The sequence below is a fragment of the Nonomuraea sp. NPDC050478 genome (genome assembly GCF_044458265.1).
Taxonomy (GTDB): domain Bacteria; phylum Actinomycetota; class Actinomycetes; order Streptosporangiales; family Streptosporangiaceae; genus Nonomuraea; species Nonomuraea ferruginea.
Map to the genome: position 1 here is coordinate 242,263 of NZ_JBITHT010000006.1, position 21,360 is coordinate 263,622.

The following is a 21,360-nucleotide window of genomic DNA, read 5'->3' on the forward strand; positions in this document are numbered from 1 at the left end:
GGCCGGCTGCCGGCGGGCTCACCGTCGGTCAGCCGAGCGGGATGACCGGTTCGGTCGAACGGGTGGCGTAGAAGCAGCCCGTGGTGGGCAGGCTGCTCGCCGCCGGCGGCGTGGCGCCGTCGTAGACGGCCAGCAGGAAGTTCTGCGGGCACCGTCTGGTGCTGCCGGTACGGATGCCGAAGTGCAGGTGCGGACCGGTCGAGTTGCCGGTGTTGCCGGTCAGCCCGATCTGCTGCCCGGGGGCGACGGCCGCGCCGTTGGAGACCGACCACGACGAGAAGTGGCAGTACGTGTAGACGGCCCCGTCGGTTCCGGTCAGGTTGATGCCGCGCCCGCACGAGCTGTCGTCGATGACCGTCACCGTGCCGGCGCGCACCGCGTACGCCGGGGTGCCGGTCCAGACCGGGAGGTCGATCGCGGGGTAGTCGTGGTGCGGGTCGTCGTACTCGCCGCGGGGCAGCGCGCTCCGGGGGACGGGCAGCGAGAACGCGACCGCTCCGGTCGAGGAGGTGATCCGGACGGCGTCGGCGACGACGTAGCCGGGCTGGCTGGTCCAGCGGCTGACGCCGACCACGTTGTAGTCGCCGGCGGCCAGGGTGAAGGTGCCGAGGCTGACCCAGCGGCCGCCGTTGGCGCGCTGGTCGACGACCACGCTGCGGGTGCCGCCTGTGGTCGCCACCATGAACGGGGTCGCGCTGTTGTAGCCGGCGTCCGCCGGATACCAGACCTCGACCAGGTGGGCCCCGGCCTCGGCGATCGACGCCTTGAACCAGGCGGCGTCGCTCGTGACGGTGTTCGGTGCCGCGAACCGGTAGTCCGCGCCGTGCCGCTGGGCGGACCATGCCGACGTGCCCCAGTCGGGGCCTGCGGTGAACCGTCCGGCGGTGGCGTTGTCGACCGTGGTGGTCGCGGCCGCCGCGGGGTCCGCCGGGCCGAGCAGGACCAGAGAGGCCGCCACGACGGTGGATAACCAGCGGGTGATGATTCTCATGGGCTGTTCCCTTGGGGGGTAGAGGGAATGACAGGTGAAAGTATTCAACCAACATGGAATCGTCAATGAAAGATATCTCCATCAACCGGTTGCTCAGCCCGAGGTCAGCGGCCTGAGTTACGGGAGGTTCGGGCGCGGCTCACCGTGGCAGAGTCGAGATAGCCACTCGCCCGTCAACCTATGATCTTTTCATGTGATATCCGCCAGATTGTCGGAAAGGCCTTCATGATTCACCCCCTCAGCCGGCGGTCCGCCCTGCTGGGCGCCGCGGCCGTGACCGGTCTCGCCCTCGGGGACAGACCGGCCGAGGCGGTCGGGAGGGCCGCGTTCGACGCCGCGCGTGAGCGCTGGGTGGACCTGCTGGCCGGCGGGACGTACCACGCCGCCCACGCCGACAAGACGCGGGCGGTCGAGGGCTCGGCCCACGCGGTGCTGCGCAAGCTGAGGCCCGACCACGATCGGCCGAGCCTGTGGCCGGACCTGCCGCTGGACGACCCCCGGACGGGCGACTTCAACCGCGCCTACAACCGGATGCGCACCCTGGCGCTGGGCTGGGCCACGCCGGGCACCGCCATGCACCGGGACGAGCAGGTCGCCGAGACGGCGGCCAGGGCGCTGGACTTCCTGTACGAGCACGCCTACCACGAGAAGCTCGACCCGAGGGGCAGCAACTGGTACTGGTGGGAGATCGGCGTGCCCCGCTCGCTGACCGACACCTGCGCGCTGATGTACGACGGCCTGCCCCAGGATCGCCTCAGACGCTGGCTGCGCCCGTTACGCCGCTGGTGCCCCGACCCTGAGCGGCGCGTCAGTCACCCCGGGGTGGTCGAGACCGGCGCCAACCGGGCGAGCAAGGCCATGGCCGTGGCGATGCGGGGACTGCTGACCCACGACGCCCGCCTCGTCAAGCGGGCCAAGGACGCGGTCTCCGACCTGCTGCGGACGACCAGGGGCCCGGGCGACGGCTTCCACCGCGACGGCTCGTTCATCCAGCACGACGTGTACCCCTACACCGGCAGCTACGGCGTCGACTACCTGGAGAGCGTGGCCAAACTGATCGCCATGCTCGCCGGCTCGCCCTGGGCGATCCCCGACAGCGGGAAGGTCCACGACATCGTGGACCGCTCCTTCGTGCCGTTCGTCTTCGACGGGCTGATGATGGACTGCGTACGCGGCCGGGCCATCTCACGCCAGGGCCACCGCGACTACCACGCGGGGCAGAGGACGGTCGAGGCCATCCTCACCCTGCTGGAGGCGGCGCCCGAGCGCCATGCCAGGCGCTGGCGGCCGATGGTGAAGGGCTGGCTCACCCGCAACCAGGCCGTCCCGTACGAGACGCTCGCGCCGCCGGCGAGCATCGCGAAGGCCAGGGCCCTGCTGGAGGACCCGTCCGTGCCGGTCGGACCGCGCACGACGGGCACGTACGTCTTCCCCGACATGGACCGGGTCGTGCACCGCCGCCCCACCTGGGCCTTCGCGATCGCGATGAGCTCGGAGCGGATCGGCGCGGCCGAGGCCATGAACCGGGAGAACCTGCGCGGCTGGTACACCGGCGACGGCATGACGTACCTCTACACCGACGACCTCACCCACTGGAACGACGACCTGTGGCCCACGATCGACCCGTACCGGCTGCCGGGCACCACGGTCGACCGCCGCAGGCGCGCCGACCTCCGGCACGGCGAGCGCCGCCTGCCGCCCACCCCGTGGGCCGGTGGCGTGGCGCTCGACGGCGGGTACGGCGTGGCGGCCATGAGGCTGGTCGCCGGCGGCTCGTCGCTGCGGGCCAAGAAGGCGTGGTTCCTGCTCGACGACGCGGTGATCGCGCTCGGCGCCGGCATCACGGCCTCCGACGGCCGCCGCGTCGAGACCGTGGTGGAGAACCGCAACACCCACGACTGCCACCCCGCGCTGACCCGGGGCGACGACTGGATCCACCTGTCCGGCGTGGGCGGCTACGCGCTGCTCGACCGCACCGCCCCGAAGCTGGTCCGCGAGAAGCGCACCGGCCGCTGGCGCGACATCGACAAGGGCGCCACCACCGGAGGCGACACCACCCGCGTCACCAGGCACTACACGACGATCCTCGTCGACCACGGCATCGACCCGCGCAAGGCGCGCTACGCCTACGCCGTGCTGCCCGGCGCTTCCTTCGCCCGGACCTCGACCTACCGCGAGGAGGTCGAGATCCTCGCCAACAACGGAACGGCGCAGGCGATCTCCCGCGACGGCCTGCTCGCCGCCGTCTTCTGGCGCGCGGGGACCGTGAAGACGCCGGACGGGCCACTCGCCGCCGACGGCCCGTGCGCGCTGCTGGTCCACCGCGACGGCGGGCGGGCCAGGCTCGCGGTCTCCGACCCGTCCAGGACCGCCGGCGAGGTGAGGATCACGCTGCCCTGGGCGGTGAAGTCGCTCGGGGAACACGACCGCGGCGTCCGCAGAGCCAAACGGGCGGTCAAGATCGAGCTGGACGGCACCCGCGGGCGCACCCGCACCGCGGTGCTGCGGGTCTGATCCCTCGCCTGGACTGTTCGACTGATCGACGTCGTCGGATGGCGACGCGTAGTCGATCTTGACCCGGCATCACTTTTCTGGCTTGATCGTTTTCGTTCGCGTCCTTGCCAGGAACGGAGTACCCACGTGCGCTTCTCCCCATCGGAACGGTCAGGCATCGCCCGGACCGTACGTCGGCTGGTCGCTTTCCTGTGTGCCATGACCATGACGACCGGCCTCGTCACCGCCGTGGCACCCGTGGCCTCGGCCGCCGACTCGATGACAGAGCTCGGCTTCATCAACAACCGGCGGGGCAACAGCGACGTGGCCGCTGGAGGAGGCAAGGTCTTCGTTTCCGGAAATGACCGGATCGTGGTCGCGGACACCAGTGGGGAACTGGTCGGCGCGATCACCGATCTGGCAGGGCCGGCAGGACTCGCGGCGGCACCTGACGGCACCCGCGTGTATGCGGCGCTGTATGAGTCGCACGAGGTCATCGAGATCGACACCGCGACCCTCGCAGTCACGCGGCGGATCGACTTCGCGGCGCACCCGTGCCCGGTCAGTCTGTCGCTGTCCGGCGATGTGCTGTGGACCGCGTACGGGTGCGACCGTGGCGTCGGTGGTGTCGCCGGTCTCGATGTGTCGGCCCCGGCGCCGCAACCTGTCGCGGTCGTGACGGGGAGGTACACGCCACCTTTGATCGCCGCCGCGGGGAACACGCTGGTGCTCGGTGACTCCCGCGTCGAACCAGTCGATCTCCAGGTGTACGACGTGAGCGCAGGTTCCGTCGAGTTGCGCGGCGAGATCGACGAGGGCGCCCATGCCATGACCAACCTGAGAGATCTCGCCGTCACACCGGATGGCTCGAAGGCCGTGCTGACCTTCTCGGACCGGTACGAGACCTGGGACACCACGAGTCTGACCAGGGTCCGGGTCTACGGCGAGGACATGTCGGCCCAGGGCTATGCGGCAGCCGTGGCGGTCAGCCCGGATGGCAGTCATATCGTGGGCGGGTGGACCACTCGAGGCGTCGAACTGTACGACGTGGCGACGGGGGCCACGACCTACTCGCAGAAGAGTCCTACCGGGTGGCCCAACCCCGTGATCATCAGCGGAGGGGTGACCGTCGCCGGTGATGACGTCTTCGCCGTGCTGTGGGTCCCCGGCTCCGAAAGGCTCCGCCTGTGGCGGCTGGAAGACGCCACTCTGGTGCAGACGACCATGACCTTGACGGCTCCGGAAGAGGCCACGGCACTGGAGCCGCTCACCCTGACCGGCCGTGTCACCCGGGCTGACGGCGCGGCTCCGGGAAGGCAACGGCTGGAGGTGTCCCACCGGCTGCCCGACGGGACCAGCACGGCCCTCCGCCGTGCACGGACAGCGGCAGACGGTACGTTCACCATCACCGTCACCCCGCCGGTCGCCGGGACGGTCGGCTATGACGTGAACTGGCCCGGTGCCGCCGGCGTCCGAGGGAGCACGGCATCGGTGGCGGTGATGGTGTCCCTGCAGTCGGCGTTCGTGACGTTGACCGGGCCCGTGGACGGAGTCGTCGGAAAGCGGCTCCGCTTCAAAGGCGAGTTGAAGTTCGGCGACCAGGCGCCCACCACACGCCCGTCGTTGACGGTGATGCGTGAAAGCGCCGATGGCGTCGTCGAGGACCTCGGCACGGTGCGGGTCGCCAGGAACGGGTCGTTCCGCTTCGACGACCGACCCGATCAGGAGGGCAGGTACATCTACGGGGTCTGGTGGGATGGTGACGATGCCACCGAACACGCGGGTGCCGCCCGGCACGTCACGGTGAGGCCCGGAAACGGCTGAAGCCGGTCTCGAAGGCGGGTGAGCCGGTCGTCGGCGACGGCGATCGGCTACCGCCCGTGGCCCGCGGCGGTGAGGCCGGCGACCGCCGCGACGACCTCGTCCACCTCCTGTTCGGTGTTGTAGTAGTGCGGCGACAGGCGCAGGCACCAGTCGACGTCCTTGTCGCCGAAGTCGAACTGCGCGAAGTGGCGGAAGCTGAGCGCCGAGTTGATCCGGCGGGCGTCCATGGCCGCCTTGAACGGCTCCGGCTCCCAGCCGTCCACGGCGAAGGTGACCAGGGCGCCCAGGCGCCGGCCGTGGTCGAGGACGCGGATCCCGGGCAGGCCGGCGAGCGCGTCGCGCAGGCGGGCGGCCAGGGCGGGGGTGCGGCGGCCGATGGCGTCCATGCCGACCTCGCGGGCGTAGCGCGCGGCGGCCGCGCAGCCGAGGACGAGGGCGTACGGGAACTCCCAGTCCTCGAACCTGGCCGCCGTCTCGACCGGCTCGTAGCGGCCCGGCTCGACCCAGCGCGCACCGTACATGTCGATGAACAGCGGTTCGTAGCCCGCGCGCAGCACCCGGTCGGACACGTACAGGAAGCCGGAGCCGCGGGGGCCGCGCAGGAACTTGCGGCAGGTGGCGGTGAGCAGGTCGCAGCCGATCTCCTCGACGTCGATCGGGTACTGGCCGACGGACTGGCAGGCGTCGACCAGGTAGAGCAGGTCCAGTTCGCGGCAGAGCCGGCCGATCTCGGCGACCGGCTGGACCAGGCCGGAGTTGGTGGGGATGTGGGTGACGGTAACCAGGCGCGGGCGGTGCAGGCGCATCAGCGCGGCCATCGCCGCCACGTCCACCCCGCCCTCGGGCACGTCGGGCGCGTGCACGATCCGTACGCCGAACCTCTTGCGCAGCGACAGGAAGGCGATCTGGTTGGAGATGAAGTCGTTGCGGGTGGTGAGGATGACGTCGCCGGCCTCGAACGGGATCGCCGACAGGGCGGTGGAGAACGCGTGGGTGGCGCTACCGGCGAAGGCGATGTTCTCGGGAGCGCAGTTGATCAGCGCGGCGGTCTCGGCGTAGAAGCCGCGGACCTGCTCGGCGCGGGCGGCCGCGGCCTCGTACCCGCCGAGGTCGGCCTCCAGCCGCAGGTGGTCGACCATCGCGGCCAGCACGGGCGCGGCCATGAGGCCGCAACCGGCGTTGTTGAAGTGCACGACGCCCGCGGCCCCGGGAGTGTCGGCGCGCAGGGCGGCGACGTCCAGAAGCGGTTCTGGGGAGATGCTGGAAGCGCTATTATCGATCCTCATGTCCGACGGTAGCAGTTCGGTCGAGCTGGCGGCCAGGCTTCGCGCGGAGATCGAGCGGCTGGCGCCGGGTGACCGGCTGCCGAGCAGCCGGGAGCTGATCCGGCGCCACCGGGTGGGCCCGGCCACCGTGTCGCAGGCGATCGCCACGCTGGCCGCCGAGGGCGTGGTGGTCACCCGTCCGGGCAGCGGCACCTACGTCGCCGCCCGCGCCCGGCGGCGCGCCGAGGTGGCCGACACCTCCTGGCAGACCGTCACCCTCGCCGACCGGAGCGTGGACACCCGCCTCCTCACCGACGCCGGCGGCCCGCCGCCCGCGGGGACGATCATGCTGGACGGCGGCTACCTGCATCGGTCGCTCCAGCCCGGCAAGATCCTGACCGCGGCGCTGGCCCGCGCGGCGCGCCGCCCCGACGCCTGGGACCGCGCCCCCGCCGGCGGCCTGGCGGCCCTGCGCAGCGTGTTCGCCACCATGGCCGGCGACGGCGTGCACGCGGACGACATCCTGGTCACCGCCGGCGGGCAGAGCGCCCTGTCCATGGCGTTCCGCGCCATCGCCGGGCCCGGCGACCCCGTCCTGGTGGAGTCGCCCACCTACCCGGGGGCGATCGCGGCGGCCAGAGCGGCCGGCCTGCGCCCGGTCCCGGTGCCCATGGACGCCGACGGCCTGCGGCCCGGCCTCCTGGCCGACGCCTTCGGCATGACCCGCGCCCGCCTGCTCTACTGCCAGCCGACCCATCACAACCCCACCGGCGCCGTGCTGGCGCCGCCACGCCGCAGGGAGATCATCGACGCGGCCAGGGCGGCGGGCGCGTTCGTGATCGAGGACGACTTCGCGCGGCACCTCGGCCACGGCACGCCGGTGCCGCCGCCCCTGCTGGCCGACGACCGCGACGGCACCGTGATCTACCTGACCTCGCTCACCAAGCCGGCGGCGCCGAGCCTGCGCATCGGCGCCCTGGTGGCCCGGGGCCCCGTGATGGCACGCCTGCGCGCCGTCCGGCTGGTCGACGACTTCTTCATCAGCCGCCCGCTCCAGGAGACCGCGCTCGAACTCCTCAGCTCTCCGGCCTGGGAACGGCATGTCCGCGCCCTGGCGGTGGCGCTGCGGGAGCGGTGCGGGACGCTGGCGGCCGCCGTCACGCGCGAGCTCCCCGGCTGGACACTCGACCGCGTCCCCGCGGGCGGGCTCCACCTCTGGGTCCGCCTGCCGCACGGCGCCGACGAGACCGCGGTCGCCGGCACGGCCCGTCAGCACGGCGTCGCCGTCAGCGCCGGCGACCGCTTCTTCGCCACCGAGCTCCCCGCCGCCTACCTGCGCCTCAGTTTCGCCGGCGCCGCCGACCGGGCCGAGCTGATCGAAGCCGTACGCCGGCTCGCGTCCTCCGGTCCCTGACGCGCGATCCCACATCTCAGGGCGCCCCCCGGTCAGAGCACTCCGGGAAGCCCGACCCGTACTGGCAAATCGGGGGCTTTCGACTCAACTGCCTCATGGCTACGATCGGGCATCGGTCGCCGATGTGGCGATCTTCTCCAAGAACGCACCGATCGCCGAGGAGAGTGTCCCGCACGTGGCTGAGTCAGGCAGGACCGGGCGACAACGGACGGGGACGATGGACGACGGGAACGGGTTAGCGGGGCCGTCCGGCGACGGCCCGCGGCGACGGGGCGGTGTCCGGCGGCTGCCGTTGCGCACCGTGCTGCTCATCGTCGTGTTCGTGCCGAGCCTGACCTTCGCCCCGCTGCTCGCTTCGGGCATGAACCAGTTGTTCACGCAGTGGCAGGCGGAGAAGGCCCAGATGGACCTGGCCACCACCACGGTGGGCGTACCCGCGTCCGCCCTGTTCTTCGGCCTCGACCGGGAGCGGCGGCTCACCGCGGAGGTGCTGGCCGGCTCGGCGAGCGCCCGCGCCGAGCTCACCGAGCAGCGCCGGGTGACCGACCAGGCCGTGGCGGCGTTCCGTCCGCTGACCGCCCTGGACGTCCCCGACGCGCAGGAAGGGCTCGCCGACGCCATCGCCAGGACCGATCGCGGTCTCGGCCTCCTCGCCGAGCAGCGCCGGGCGGTGGACGCCGGCCGGTCCGGCGCGCAGCGCGCGTTCGACTACTACAGCGGCGTCCTGGAGTCGGGCCTCGGCGTCCTGACCACGCTCGGCAGGACCGACGAGGGCCAGGTCAACAGGGAGGCGCAGGCGCTGAGCGACCTTTACTGGGTCGTCAACCTGCTCGGCCGCGAAGACGCCGTGCTGGCCCGCGGCTGGGGGACGGGGCGCCTGACGAGGGACGAGTACGTCCTCGTCTCCGACGCCATCGGCGCCAGGAACCACCTCATGCGCTCCCGGGTGATCCCCGCTCTCAAGGGCGACGAGACCCCGTACGCGAAGCTGACGGACGGCAAGGCGTGGGCGACCATGACCGCCATGGAGGAGCGGCTGATCACCAGCGCCCCCGAGGGCGACCAGGTGACGCTCCGCGGCGACAGCGTCGCCTGGCGCTCCTCGGTGGAGGCGGTCACCGGGCAGCTGCGGCAACTGCTCGACCTCCGGTTCGAGAACGTCAGCAAGATCGGTTACGACCACGCCCGCATGGTCTTCACCGTCTTCGTCAGCATCTCCAGCGTCGGCCTGCTCGCCCTGGCTCTGGTGATCTTCACCAGCTGGCGGCTCACCGCCATTCTCCGCCGCCGCATCCTGCACCTGCGCCACGAGGCCCACGAGCTCCAGGAGCGGCTGCCCGACGTGGTCGCCCGGCTCGAACGCGGCGAGGACGTCGACGTGGACGCGGAGGTGCGCACGCTCCAGCCCACGCCCGACGAGCTCGGCGAGCTCGGGCAGGCGCTCAACCTGGCCAGCCGCAGCGCCGTGCTCACCGCCGTGCGGCAGGCCGAGCAGCACCGCGGCTTCCAGCGCATGCTCCAGCGCATCGCCCGCCGCACCCAGATCCTCATCGGCCTGCAGCTGAAGAAGCTGGACGAGCTGGAGCGCAGGCACGAGGACCCCGAGGTGCTGGAGGGCCTGTTCGACCTGGACCACCTCACCGCCCGGCTGCGCCGCTACGAGGAGAACCTGGTGATCCTCGGCGGCGGGCAGCCGCAGCGCCGCTGGCGCAAGCCCGTCCACCTGCTCGACGTCCTGCGCGCCGCGCAGGGCGAGGTCCAGGACTACCGCCGGATCGCGATCGACGTCGAGGGCGAGTCCTGGATCGCGGAGCGCGCGGTCGGACCGCTGGTCCACGTCCTGGCCGAGCTCATGGAGAACGCCACCGCCTTCTCCAGGCCGCTGACCCCCGTGGAGGTGCGCGCCGCGCCGGTCAGCCGGGGCGTCGCCGTGGAGATCGAGGACCGGGGCCTGGGCATGGAGCCCGAGCAGTACGACGCCGCCAACGACCTGCTGCGGTCGCCGCCGCGGCTCGACGTGATGACCCACGCCGACGACGTGCGTCTCGGCCTGTACGTGGTCGCCCGGCTCTCCGCGGGCCTGGGACTCAAGGTGGAGCTGCGGTCGTCGGCCTTCGGCGGCACCCGGGTCATCGTGCTGATCCCCGAGTCGCTGGTGGTGGACCGGCCCCGCGCGGTGCCGGTTCCCGAGGAGGTCTCCAGTCCCCGGGAAGACGCCCGCCCGGCTCACGAGGACGGCGATCTGCCGGCCCGTTCCAGAGGACGCGCGATGGCGCACGTGACCGCCTCGGCGTCACCGGAACGGGACGACGCCCCGGCGTCGTCCGGCCTCCGGCCGCTCCCCCAGCGGGTGCGCCAGGCCAGCCTCGCCGCGGAGCTCAAGGTCCCGGCGGCCAGAGACGAACGGACCGGCCAGGAGTTCGCCGTGCGCGACCAGCCCGGCCGGTCCAGCGCCGCGATCGGCGCCTTCCAGAGGCAGTCCCGCAAGCGCCGGACCGGTGACGACGCCTCCCGGCCCGGGCAGGGCGGATCCGCCGAGTCCAGTTCCCCTACGACGGAAGATCGATGATGACGCAGCGCACCACCGCCACGAACATAGACGTGGACTGGCTCCTGGACGGCCTGGTCGACCGGGTCGCGGGCACCCGGCACGCCATCGTGCTGTCCGACGACGGCCTGGTGATCAGCCGGTCCAGGACCATCGAACGCGCGGACGCCGAACGCCTGGCGGCGATCGCCACCGGCCAGCAGAGCCTGGCCCGCGGCGTGGGGCAGCTGTTCAGCGGCGGCCCGGTCCACCAGGTGATCATCGAGATGGCCGACCTGTGGCTGTTCGTCACGGCCGCGGGCCGGGGGACCCATCTGGCCGTGGTCGCGTCCCAGGAGGTCGACGCCGAGCTGATGAGCGTCGCGATGCACACCCTGATCCAGCAGGTGGGCCAGGCGCTGGGCACCGAGGCGCGCCCCCCGCATGACGGGGGGAGACACGGATGAGGCACTGGACGGAGGGCTTCGAGGACGAAGACGCCGACGAGTCCCTCGTCCGTCCCTACACGATCACCGGCGGACGGACCGCGCCCGAGCGGGACGACCTGGCACTGATCACCCTGGTGACGACGGTCTCCGAGGCCTTTCCGGAAGCCGCGCGCGGCCGGAGAAGGATGCAGCCGGAGCACCGCACCATCTTCACGCTCTGCAAGCGGCCGCTGGCGGTGGCCGAGGTCGCCGCCGCGCTGAACCTGCCGGTGTCGGTGACCAAGATCCTCATCGGCGACCTGATCGAGTCGGGTCAGGTGCTGGCCCGGCCGCCGCTCTCCTTCGCACAGGCAGGCGGTTTCCCCGACATGGCAATCCTTGAGGCGGTGAGGGATGGGCTACGCGAACTCTGACCATGCGGACGCCGCTCCCCTGGCAGTGAAGATCCTGGTCGCCGGCGGTTTCGGCGTCGGGAAGACGACCCTGGTCGGCGCGGTGAGCGAGGTCGCCCCCCTGCGCACGGAGGAGTACCTGACCCACGCCAGTGTCGGCGTCGACGACCTGGAGGGCGTGGGCGGCAAGTCCACCACCACCGTCGCGCTGGACTTCGGCCGCATCACCATCAACAGGCAGCTCGTGCTCTACCTGTTCGGCACGCCCGGCCAGGAGCGCTTCTGGTTCATGTGGAACGACCTCGTCAACGGGGCGATGGGCGCGGTCGTCCTGGTGGACACCCGCCGGCTGGAGGTGAGCTTCGCGTCGATCGACTTCTTCGAGAGCCGCGGCATCCCCTTCGTCGTCGGCGTCAACTGCTTCCACGGTGTCCGTGACCGGACGCGGGAGGAGATCCGCAAGGCGCTCGACCTCGACCCGCAGGTGCCGCTGGTGCTCGGTGACGCCCGCGACCGGGCGGCGGGGCGCGACGTGCTGCTGGCGCTCATCGACCACCTGATGGCCACCCGGTCCCGCACCGCGCCGCATCCCGTGGCCTGACGCGTCCTACCAGGCGGAGCCGTCGTGGCTCCGCCTCGGCGGGCGGTTCAGGCGCGGCCGTTGGCGGCGCACCAGCTCGCCCAGGTGGTGGCGCCCTTGCCGAGCTGCTTGTTGTAGAAGGACGTCCACGAGTTCTCGCTCGGCCCAGGCGCGCCGGGGGCGGCCTTGTACAGCGGATGGCTCTTCTCGACCTCGGCCCGCAGCCACGGCTCGATGTCGGCGTACGAGCTCAGCGACCAACTGCGGGCGTGGTAGGTGAGCTGGCCGCGCACGTCGGTCTCCGCCAGGCACATGAACGGCGCCCACGGGCTGGTCCGCGACCAGCTGATCTTCGTCTTCATCGCGCCGGACGGGACGCCGGGCTTGGTGCGGGCCGCCGCCTCGCGGTCGTCCACGGAGAAGTCGAACATCTCCTGCGCCGCGTACACGCCGCCGACCAGGCCGAACCGCTCGCCGAGGGTGGCGCCGAAGTCCGTCCGCACGGGGATGTCGCTGGTCCACACGGTCTCGTCGTGCAGGCGCTGCAGCGGCGGGCCGACGTAGGAGGAAGTGATCGGGAACGGGCCGAAGTTGACCGTGTCGTTGTTGATGGGGACGACGGGATACGACTTGCCGTCGACCGGGTTCTTCCACGTGCGCACGACGTGCTTCGGGTCGGCCGGGTCGGTGTAGAAGACGATCTCGCGGGAGAGCTGGTAGAGCTGGGTCGTCCCGGGGACCCGGTACAGCCGCCGGATGTTGTAGCCCTCGATGTTGAAGAGCTTCTGGCCGTGGCGCAGCTCCGGGTCCAGGCTGTTGCCCTCGATGTTCGCGTACACCGAGCCGGAGATCCGGAAGACCATGTCCTTCCCGTCCGGGCGTCCGAACGTCTGGAGGGAGAGCTTCGCGCTCTTGTCGGTGACCGTCTTGTAGACGGGCCCGGGGTCTGTGGGGGCGCCGCCGTCCGCCGCCGCGCCCGGCATGCCGGTACCGAGGACCAGGACGACAAGGGCTAAGAGCCCCGTAACGCTTCGTTTTAACACGTGAACGCCTTTCACTTGGAGACGCAAGCGAACAGCGCCATATGTGATCATGCCGAGCGAAGGGTTGTCCAGGCGGCGTCAGCGCCGGGGGTCGATGTGGATCTTCGGGCCGGCGCCTCCGGGACGGCGGCCGGCGAGGACGCCGGCCGTCTCGGCGAGGCCGACCGTGGCCGCGACCAGCGGGCGGGCGTCCACCGAGCCGTCGGCGTAGGCGGCGATCGCGCCGGCCAGACCGGCCGAGCCGCCCAGGATGCCGACGGCGGTGACGTCCTTGAGTACGAGGTCGCGGGTGTCGAGGGTGGACGGGGTCCGGGCCAGGCCGATGTAGACGAGGCGACCGGCGGGTTCGACGAGGTCGAGCGCGAGTGCGGGCAGCCCGGGCGCGTTGGAGGCGTCGATGACGGCGTGCCAGGGCAGCGCGGGCAGCGACTCCCTGGTCCAGGCGCCGGTGAAGCCGAGGTCCGCGGCCAGGCGCAGGCCCCCGTCGTCGCGGCCCATCAGGTGGACCTCGATGCCTTGGGCGCGGGCGAACAGCGCCGCGAGCAGGCCGATCGTGCCAGTCCCCAGGACCAGCAGCCGATCGCCCGGATCCAGGGCGGCGCCGCGGACGGCCCGCAGCGCGTTGCCGCCGGGCTCGACGAGGGCGCCGAGCGCGGGGTCCACGGTGTCCGGCAGCCGGTGCAGGGCGGTGACGGGCACGGCGACTTGTTCGGCCAGCGCGCCGGGGCGGCCCCGGCTGATGCCGATCTCGGCCAGTTCGGCGCACACGTGGTGGCGGCCGGCGCGGCAGCGGGCGCAGTGGCCGCAGCCGAGCATGGTGTCGCCGGTGACGCGGCGGCCGAGCCAGGCGGGGTCCACGCCCCCGCCGGCGGCGGTGACGCGCCCGCACCACTCGTGGCCAGGCCGTAACGGGTAACGGGACCGGCCGGTGCTCAGGTAGCTCATGTGGCCGGTGAACAGCTCGACGTCCGTGCCGCACACGCCGGCCCGTTCGACGTCCACCACCACCTCCCCGGGCGCGGCGACCGGCGGCTCGACCTCCTGGACCTCCGCCTCCCCCGGACCGGTCAGCACCAGCGCCCGCGTCACCGGGGGCCGATCACCTTCTGGCGCTGGCTGCCCAGGCCGTCGATGCCGAGCTCCATCACGTCGCCGGGCCGGAGCCAGACGGGCGGGTTCTGGCCCATGCCGACGCCGGGCGGGGTGCCGGTGTTGATCAGGTCCCCCGGCTCCAGCACCATGAACTGGCTCAGGTGGTGCACGATGACGTACGGGTCGAAGATCATCGTCTTGGTGGTGCCGGTCTGGCGGCGCACGCCGTTGACCGTCAGCCACATGCCGAGGTTCGTGACGTCGGCGATCTCGTCAGGGGTGACGAGCCAGGGACCGGCCGGGTTGAAGGTCTCGGCGGACTTGCCCTTGCTCCACTGGCCGCCGCGCTCCATCTGGAAGGCGCGCTCGCTGACGTCGTTGACCACGCAGTAGCCGGCGATGGCGTCGCGGGCCTCCTCCACCGAGTCGAGGTAGGAGGTGCGCCTGCCGATGACGATGCCGAGCTCGACCTCCCAGTCGGTCTTGGTGGAGCCGCGCGGGATGCGCACGTCGTCGTACGGCCCGACGAGGGTGTTGGGTGACTTGGTGAACAGGATCGGCTCGTCGGGGACGGCCTGGCCGGTCTCGGCGGCGTGGTCGCTGTAGTTGAGGCCGATGCAGAGGATCTGGTGCGGCCTGGCGATCGGGGCGCCGACGCGCTCGCCGGCGAACGCGCGGGGCCGGCCCGCGGCGACCCGGTCGGCGAGCAGGGCGGCGCCGCCCCGGGCGAAGAACCGCTCGTCGAAGTCGGGGGTGACGTCGGAGACGTCGATGTAGTGGGTCTCGTCCACGCGGACGACGGGCTTCTCGGCGCCTGGCGCGCCGATGCGCATGAGCTGCACGTGTCTTCTCCGTTAGCTGGAAGGGGGCCGATCGCCGGAGACGATGGCGAGGATGGCGGGCAGGTCGTCCACGAGCGCCCGCACGGGGGTGCGGTAGGCGAGGCCGCTGATGCTGATCGCGCCGCTGGGCACGGTGGGCGAGGTCAGGTAGGCCGGGACCGCCAGGCAGTTGACGCCCGGCTCGTTCTCCTGGTCGTCGACGGCATAGCCCTGCCTGCGGACCCGTACCAGCTCGGCGTGCAACTCCCCGGCCGTGCCGATGGAGCGGCCGGTGGGCCGCTCCAGCGTCCGGTCGCCCACCCAGGCGCGCACCGCGTCCTCGTCGGGCAGGGCGGCGGCCAGCAGCATCTTGCCCACGCCCGTGCAGTGGGCCGGGTTGCGGCCGCCCACGACGGAGCTCAGCCGCACCGCCCCGGACGGCGGGTCGAGCTTGGAGCGGTAGACGACCCAGGGGCCGTCGAGCACCGCGTAGTGCACCGTCTCGCCGTACCGGTCGCACAGCGCCTCAAGGATCGGGGTCACCCGGACGTGGTCGGGGCGGGCCTCATGGTGGGCGAAGGCCATGCGCAGGAACTCGTCGCCGAGCACGTAGCGGCCGTGTCCGTGCCGGCTGGCGAACCCGGCCCGGCGCAGCGAGGCCAGCGCCCGATGCACCGTCGGCTTCGAGCTGTCCACCGCCCGCGCCATCTCCTCCAGCCCCACCCCGTCGGGGTGACGGGCCAGCTCCGCGAGCACCGCCAGCACGCGATCGGAGCCTACGAGCCGCTGCTCCTCCGTCCATTCGGGCATATTCCGTACGTTAGACCGTCGTTCCAGGAAACGGAAGTTGCTCCCGGCGAAGCCTTCCCCCGGACGGCGGGAGCCGGTTAGCCTCGCAGACAGTTCCACCCATGTGTTATCGATTCCGACTATTGGAAAGAGACATGCGCACCGCTCTCATCACCGGCGGGGTCAGCGGCCTGGGCAGAGCCGCCGCCGTCCGCCTGGAAGCCGACGGCGTCCGGGTCGTCACCCTCGACGTCGCCGACGGCGCGGACCTGGTCGTGGACGTCACCGACGCCGCCGCCGTCCAGGCCGCCGCCGACGAGATCGGCCCGGTCGACATCCTGGTCAACTCCGCCGGGATCGTCGGCCCCAACGCCCCGCTCTGGCAGCTCCCGCTCGACGGCTGGCGGCGCACCTTCGAGGTCAACGTCGACGGCACCTTCCACACCTGCCGCGCCTTCGTGCCCGGCATGCGCGAGCGCGGGTGGGGCCGCGTCGTCAACATCGCCAGCATGGCCGGCAAGGACGGCAACCCCGACATGGCGCCGTACTCCGCCTCGAAGGCCGCCGTCATCGCGCTGACCAAGTCGCTCGGCAAGGAACTCGCCACCAGCGGCGTGCTGGCCAACGTGATCGCCCCGGCCGTCATCGAGACCCCGATGAACGCCGACACCGGCCCGGAGGCGCTGGCGCACATCACCGGGCTCATCCCGATGCGCCGCGTCGGCCGACCCGAGGAGGTCGCCGAACTGATCGCCTGGCTGGCCTCCGACAAGGTCAGCTTCTCCACCGGCGCCGTGTACGACATCAGCGGGGGACGCGCCACGTACTGAGCTTCATAGGCGAACATTTGACCGTTTTGTGCCTTTTTGCTACGTTTGAGGCTTGCAGCAGCGGGGTCCGCCATGCGACCGCTGTGTTCTGCCCGGACCGCGCCTTCGCGCGGCCGCCTAATCCGCCATCCGGCGGAGCCGGGGACCCACTCTCGTTCCGGGGTGAATCGGCGCCCGATCTCGCGCCGTAGGGCACTTCCACGCCCGAACCCGTCAGCTAACCCGGTAGGCGGCATGGAAGCTAGGAGCAATCCCTTCATGCGTCTCACCCATCGGATCAGCAGTGCCCTGCTCGGCCTCGCCGTAGCCACGGGCGCCATGACCACCGCCGCCGGCGCCGCCCAGGCCGCCACTCCGGCCGCGGCCGTCGAGCGGCCCCTCGCCAACGCCCCCTCCGTGGCCGGCAGCGCCGCGTACCTGATGGACGCGAGGAGCGGCGAGGTGCACTTCAGCAAGGAGGCCGACCTGCGCAGGCCGGTCGCCAGCCTCACCAAGGCGATGACCGCCTACACCGTGCTCGAGCAGGCCAAGCCGACGGACAAGGTCACGATCACCGCCGAGGACGTCGAGTACGGCAGCCAGGGCGGCGCTTCGGTGGCCCACCTGCGCGCCGGCGACACCCTCACCGTCGAGAACCTGCTGTACGGGCTGATGCTCCCGTCCGGCGCCGACGCCGCGCACGCGCTCGCCCGCGCCTACGGCCCCGGCGTGCCCGGGTTCGTCGCCGAGATGAACGACACCGCCCGCAAGCTCGGCATGACCGACACCGTGTACGTGAACGCCGACGGCATGCCCTATCAGGGCGGCGGCCACTCCACCGCCCGCGACCAGGCGACGCTCGCCAAGGCGACGCTGGACGACCCGACCCTCAAGAAGATCACCTCGACCCGGTACCACGCCGTGGAGTCGACGTCCGAGCACGGCTCGTACGCGTGGAAGAACACCAACCGCCTCCTCGCCGCGCCGGGCGCCCTCGGCGTGAAGACCGGCTACACCAGGGACGCGGGCTACACGCTCGCCTTCGCCGGCGAGCGCGACGGCAACCGCCTGGTCGGCGTGATCCTCGGCGAGACCGACTCCGGCCGCCGCTTCCAGACCGCGCAGGCTCTGCTGGACTGGGGGCACGCGGGCAACCGATAGGTCCCTTTCCTGCTTGTTGCCTGGGAAGATGTGGCCTGGTGACAGCCGGGGCCGCACGATCGGCTAGCGTCGAAAACGGCGCGTGCGGACGGTTTGTCCGGCACGCGCCCACTCGCCGGTCGCAGGTCCAGGCCCCGGCTTCGAAAGGAAAGAGATGGTGGAGCCGGTGCCGGCTGACCTGAACACGATTGAGCGCCGAGGCGCGATGCCGGGACGGGGGTGCGCGCGATGAGCGTCGCGCTGGGCCTGGTGGCCATCTTCGTCCTCACCCTGGCCACCGGCTACTTCGTCGCCCAGGAGTTCGCCTACGTCACCGCCGACCGGCTCGCGCTGACGCAGCAGGCGGCCGCGGGCGACAAGAAGGCGGCCAAGGCCGTCAAGGTGCTGGAGCGGCTGTCGTTCATGCTGTCCGGCGCGCAGCTCGGCATCACCGTCACCGCGCTCGTGGTCGGCTTCATCGCCCGCCCGGCGCTGGCCGAGCTGATCTCACCCGCGCTGACCGCGCTCGGCATGCCCGCGGGGCTGGTGGACGCGGTGGCGCTGGCGATCGGGTTCGCGCTCGCCACGATCATCCAGATGGTGATCGGCGAGCTCGCCCCGAAGAACCTGGCGCTGGCCAGGCCGGAGCCGCTGGCCCGCGCGCTGGCCTCGTCGACCCTGATCTACCTGGCCGTCGCCGGGCCGATCATCAAGCTGTTCGACGCCACTGCCAACAGGCTGCTGCGCGCGGTCGGGATCGAGCCGGTCGAGGAGCTGCACCACGGCGCCACCCTGGAGGAGCTCGGCCACATCATCGGCGAGTCCGAGGCGCACGGCCACCTGCCCGGCAGCCAGGCCGACGTGCTGGAGCGGGCGCTCGCCTTCTCCGACCACACCGCCGAAGAGGTCATGGTGCCCCGGGCCGACGTGGTGGCCGTCGCCGCGTCGGCGACCGTCGCCGAGCTGGACGAGCTCATCGCCGCCCACGGCCACACGCACTATCCGGTGCTCGGCGCCACGCTGGACGACGTCGCCGGGCTGGTCAGCCTGCGTGACGTCGCCGCCGTGCCGACCGGCGCGGCCGCCACCACCCGGGTCGGCGACCTGGCCCGCGAGGTGCTCGTCGTGCCGTTCTCGCAGCCGCTGCCCGACCTGGCCGGCCAGCTCCACGCGCGCGGCGAGGAGGTCGCCTGCGTGGTCGACGAGCACGGCGGCCTGGCCGGCCTGGTCACCTGGGAGGACGTCGCCGAAGAGCTGGTCGGGGAGATCGCCGACGAGAACGACGCCGACACGCCCGCCGCGGTGCGCCGCGGCGACGGCTGGGAGCTGGACGCGGGCCTGCGGATAGACGAGATCGCCCTGGCCACGGACCTGAGCCTGCCGGACGAGGACGACTACGACACCCTGGCCGGGCTCATCCTGCACCGGCTGGGCCGCTTCGCCGTGCCCGGCGACGTGATCATCGCCGACCTGCCCGCCACCCTCGACCCCGGCGCGCCCACCCACGCCCGCATCGAGGTGCTGACCCTGAACCGCCACGTCCCCGAGCGCGTCCGCCTCACCCCGTACCGGCACGAAGGCGAGCAGCAGCCGTGAACCTGACCCTGGGCCTGGCCCTCACCCTGTTCCTGCTCGTCGGCAACGGCTTCTTCGTCGCCGCCGAGTTCGCCCTGGTCGCCGCCAAGCGCCACCGCCTGGAGAAGGCCGCCGCGCGGGGCAGCCGGGCCGCCGCGGCGGCGCTGGCGGGGATCAAGGAGCTGTCGCTCATGCTGGCCGGCGCCCAGCTCGGCATCACGCTCTGCTCGCTCGGCCTCGGCGTGGTCTCCGAACCGCTCATCGCCGGCACGCTCACCCCGCTGTTCCACGCCGCCGGGCTGCCCGAGGCCGCCGCGCACGCGGTCGCCTTCGTCATCGCGCTGGCCATCGTGACCTTCCTGCACATGGTCCTCGGCGAGATGGCGCCCAAGTCCTGGGCGATCGCCCATCCGGAGCGCTCGGCCACCGTCCTGGCGCTGCCGTTCCGCGGCTTCACGCTGGTCGTCCGTCCCCTGATCAGCGTGCTGAACGCCGTCAGCGACGCCCTGCTCCGCCTGTTCAAGGTCAGGCCCCGGGAGGGCGACGCCAACCCGCGCACCCCCGAGCAGCTCCAGCACCTGGTGGAGGAGTCTCGCAGGCTCGGGCTCATCGAGGCCGACGACCACGCCGTGCTCACCCAGGCCCTGCACGCCCCGAACACCGGCATCGCCGAGCTGATCACCCCGATCGACCGGATCGTCGGCGTGCCCGCCGCCGCCTCGGCCCAGGACGTGGTCGACGCCTGCCTGAACGCCGGGCGCTCACGCCTGATCGTCGGCCCCGCCGCGGCGCCGCTGGGCGTCGTCCACATCCGCGACGCCTACCTGGCGCGCCGCCGCTCCCGCGACGTCACCGCCGAGCAGCTCGCCTACCGCGTCCCGGCCCTGCACGCGGGCGCCTCGGTGTCGGACGCGGTGTCGGCGCTCCGGGCCGGCCACAGCCAGCTCGCGCTCGTCCGCGACGACGACGCCACGATCGGCATCGTCAGCCTCGACGACCTGCTGACCACCCTGCTGGTGCCAGGGAACGGGGAGCCGACGGCGCGCTGACGAGTCACGTGGCGATCCGGCCATTCCGAGGCCATGGCGGGAGGAATGGCGCTCTGGCTCACGGTGATGCGCCCGGGCACCGAGCGCGCCGACGTACGGGCACGTCAGACGGCGTGGCTGCTGACCACGGCGCCCGTCGCGCTCACCCTGACCTGTGCGGGCCTGGCAGTCGGCGGCTCACCGGCCCTGCTCCCGTGGGCGATCATCGCTATGGCGGTCGTGCTCGGCGACGCCGTGGACGTTCCCTGCACGCCTGGGCGCACCCTGGCCGGTGCTCGTCAGCGGCGCGCTGATCGCCCTGGGAACCCTGATCTACCTGCTGATCCTCGTACGTCTGACGGCGAGACTCCGCTCGCCGGGCGTGAGCATCGGCGGCGGCGGGCTCATCGGCCTCCGGGCCGTCCGTCCACGCCGTTCCCGGAATCCCGCAGGTGGGTGGCGAGCTGTTTGCGCACAGGGCCGTAGTGGGCCTCGATCGCAGCCTGGAAGGCGGCCACGTCGCGCCGCCGGGCGGCCGCCACGATCTCCGCGTGCGCGTCGGCCGTCTCCCGTCCGTCGGCGGTGGACGGGGCCAGCAACGGGGCGACCATGCTGTGGACGTCCCAGAACGCCCCGGTGAGCTGCTGGACGAGGTCGATCCTCAGCGGCTCCATGAGCAGCAGGTGGAAGGCGCGGTCCTGCTCGACGAACGTCTCCCCCTTGTCCGCCAGCTCCCGCATCTCGGACACCAGCGCGGTCAGGGCGTCGAAGTGGGGCTCCTCCAGAGCCGCCACGAGGGAGGCCGCCAGGCCCTGTTCGAGCAGCTGACGGACGCCGATCACCTCGCCGAGCACGGTGAAGTCGTCGCGGCTGCTGAGCTGGACGCGGAAGGCGAGGCTCTCCACCAGGGCCACCAGGGACAGGCGGCCGACGTACATGCCGTGGCCGTGCCGCACCTCCACGATGTCGAGGGCGCTCAGCGTCTTGATCGCCTCACGCACGCTGGAGCGGCTCGCCCCCAAGCTCTCGCAGAGCACGGACTCGGTGGGCAGCGGATCGCCGGGCTTCAGATGGTTCCGCAGGATGAACGCCTTGATCTGCTCCGTCACCTCCTGCCGCCGCAACGGA

General features: G+C 72.1%; 18 protein-coding genes and 1 riboswitch. Of the genes, 11 read left to right on the forward strand and 7 right to left on the reverse strand.

The features are described from left to right. Positions 1 to 28 precede the first annotated feature (28 nt). Positions 29 to 991, reverse strand: coding sequence for a peptidoglycan DD-metalloendopeptidase family protein (locus ACIBF7_RS30200; protein ID WP_219543906.1), 963 nt, complete (start codon positions 989 to 991; stop codon positions 29 to 31). A gap of 225 nt (positions 992 to 1,216) precedes the next feature. On the opposite strand from ACIBF7_RS30200, the gene ACIBF7_RS30205 reads away from it, so the two are divergent. Together ACIBF7_RS30205 and ACIBF7_RS30210 are read left to right on the forward strand one after the other, a co-directional pair. Next, positions 1,217 to 3,505: a polysaccharide lyase 8 family protein gene (locus ACIBF7_RS30205; RefSeq protein WP_271277753.1), complete on the forward strand. Its 2,289-nt coding sequence runs from the start codon at positions 1,217 to 1,219 to the stop codon at positions 3,503 to 3,505. A gap of 198 nt (positions 3,506 to 3,703) precedes the next feature. Further along, complete coding sequence (locus ACIBF7_RS30210; protein ID WP_271277752.1) at positions 3,704 to 5,308, forward strand: hypothetical protein; 1,605 nt, start codon at positions 3,704 to 3,706, stop codon at positions 5,306 to 5,308. Between the two features lie 47 nt (positions 5,309 to 5,355). On the opposite strand, the gene ACIBF7_RS30215 is transcribed toward ACIBF7_RS30210, so the two are convergent. Further along, on the reverse strand, positions 5,356 to 6,594 hold the full coding sequence (locus ACIBF7_RS30215; protein WP_271277751.1) for an aminotransferase class V-fold PLP-dependent enzyme: 1,239 nt from the start codon (positions 6,592 to 6,594) through the stop codon (positions 5,356 to 5,358). Between ACIBF7_RS30215 and ACIBF7_RS30220 the strand changes: the two genes are divergently transcribed. The 5 genes from ACIBF7_RS30220 (at position 6,593) to ACIBF7_RS30240 (ending at position 11,956) form a co-directional block, all read left to right on the forward strand. Then, complete coding sequence (locus ACIBF7_RS30220; RefSeq protein WP_271277750.1) at positions 6,593 to 7,987, forward strand: PLP-dependent aminotransferase family protein; 1,395 nt, start codon at positions 6,593 to 6,595, stop codon at positions 7,985 to 7,987. The two genes, ACIBF7_RS30215 and ACIBF7_RS30220, sit on opposite strands and share 2 nt — an antisense overlap. 217 nt (positions 7,988 to 8,204) lie before the next feature. Continuing rightward, the gene (locus ACIBF7_RS30225; RefSeq protein ID WP_271277749.1) at positions 8,205 to 10,556 is read left to right on the forward strand and encodes a nitrate- and nitrite sensing domain-containing protein; all 2,352 of its coding nucleotides are present in this window, start codon (positions 8,205 to 8,207) and stop codon (positions 10,554 to 10,556) included. Further along, a complete protein-coding gene (locus ACIBF7_RS30230) occupies positions 10,556 to 10,981 on the forward strand; it encodes a roadblock/LC7 domain-containing protein (protein WP_148034344.1) in 426 nt (141 codons plus the stop codon). Before ACIBF7_RS30225 ends, ACIBF7_RS30230 begins: the two co-directional genes overlap by 1 nt. Next, positions 10,978 to 11,376 carry a DUF742 domain-containing protein gene (locus ACIBF7_RS30235; protein ID WP_148029748.1) on the forward strand — a complete coding sequence of 133 codons (399 nt, stop codon included), beginning with the start codon at positions 10,978 to 10,980 and terminating at the stop codon, positions 11,374 to 11,376. Before ACIBF7_RS30230 ends, ACIBF7_RS30235 begins: the two co-directional genes overlap by 4 nt. After that, positions 11,357 to 11,956 carry an ATP/GTP-binding protein gene (locus ACIBF7_RS30240; protein ID WP_148029747.1) on the forward strand — a complete coding sequence of 200 codons (600 nt, stop codon included), beginning with the start codon at positions 11,357 to 11,359 and terminating at the stop codon, positions 11,954 to 11,956. Before ACIBF7_RS30235 ends, ACIBF7_RS30240 begins: the two co-directional genes overlap by 20 nt. A gap of 47 nt (positions 11,957 to 12,003) precedes the next feature. Here the strand turns inward: ACIBF7_RS30240 and ACIBF7_RS30245 are convergent, their stop codons facing one another. From ACIBF7_RS30245 to ACIBF7_RS30260, 4 genes are all read right to left on the reverse strand, one after another. Then, on the reverse strand, positions 12,004 to 12,918 hold the full coding sequence (locus ACIBF7_RS30245) for a DUF1838 family protein (RefSeq protein ID WP_397198683.1): 915 nt from the start codon (positions 12,916 to 12,918) through the stop codon (positions 12,004 to 12,006). Positions 12,919 to 13,056: 138 nt separating this feature from the next. Beyond that, positions 13,057 to 14,067: a zinc-binding dehydrogenase gene (locus ACIBF7_RS30250; RefSeq protein ID WP_397198684.1), complete on the reverse strand. Its 1,011-nt coding sequence runs from the start codon at positions 14,065 to 14,067 to the stop codon at positions 13,057 to 13,059. Further along, the gene (locus ACIBF7_RS30255) at positions 14,064 to 14,912 is read right to left on the reverse strand and encodes a fumarylacetoacetate hydrolase family protein (RefSeq protein WP_364231430.1); all 849 of its coding nucleotides are present in this window, start codon (positions 14,910 to 14,912) and stop codon (positions 14,064 to 14,066) included. Before ACIBF7_RS30255 ends, ACIBF7_RS30250 begins: the two co-directional genes overlap by 4 nt. Before the next feature lie 12 nt (positions 14,913 to 14,924). Further along, positions 14,925 to 15,701, reverse strand: coding sequence for an IclR family transcriptional regulator (locus ACIBF7_RS30260; protein WP_148029743.1), 777 nt, complete (start codon positions 15,699 to 15,701; stop codon positions 14,925 to 14,927). 134 nt (positions 15,702 to 15,835) lie between these two features. Here ACIBF7_RS30260 and ACIBF7_RS30265 point away from each other — a divergent pair, with 134 nt between their 5' ends. From ACIBF7_RS30265 to ACIBF7_RS30280, 4 genes are all read left to right on the forward strand, one after another. Continuing rightward, positions 15,836 to 16,510 (forward strand): SDR family NAD(P)-dependent oxidoreductase, encoded by a 675-nt coding sequence (locus ACIBF7_RS30265; RefSeq protein WP_219543899.1) that lies wholly within the window; start codon positions 15,836 to 15,838, stop codon positions 16,508 to 16,510. A gap of 104 nt (positions 16,511 to 16,614) precedes the next feature. Next, positions 16,615 to 16,757: riboswitch (cyclic di-AMP (ydaO/yuaA leader) on the forward strand. An 11-nt stretch (positions 16,758 to 16,768) separates the two neighbouring features. Next, positions 16,769 to 17,650, forward strand: coding sequence for a D-alanyl-D-alanine carboxypeptidase family protein (locus tag ACIBF7_RS30270; RefSeq protein WP_397198685.1), 882 nt, complete (start codon positions 16,769 to 16,771; stop codon positions 17,648 to 17,650). Positions 17,651 to 17,878: 228 nt separating this feature from the next. Further along, entirely contained in the window at positions 17,879 to 19,225 is a 1,347-nt protein-coding gene (locus ACIBF7_RS30275; protein WP_364231423.1) for a hemolysin family protein, read from the forward strand. Continuing rightward, a complete protein-coding gene (locus ACIBF7_RS30280; protein WP_364231420.1) occupies positions 19,222 to 20,253 on the forward strand; it encodes a hemolysin family protein in 1,032 nt (343 codons plus the stop codon). Before ACIBF7_RS30275 ends, ACIBF7_RS30280 begins: the two co-directional genes overlap by 4 nt. Before the next feature lie 383 nt (positions 20,254 to 20,636). Here ACIBF7_RS30280 and ACIBF7_RS30285 read toward each other — a convergent pair whose 3' ends face one another. Further along, the gene (locus tag ACIBF7_RS30285; protein WP_397198686.1) at positions 20,637 to 21,341 is read right to left on the reverse strand and encodes a FadR/GntR family transcriptional regulator; all 705 of its coding nucleotides are present in this window, start codon (positions 21,339 to 21,341) and stop codon (positions 20,637 to 20,639) included. Between the last annotated feature and the right edge of the window lie 19 nt (positions 21,342 to 21,360).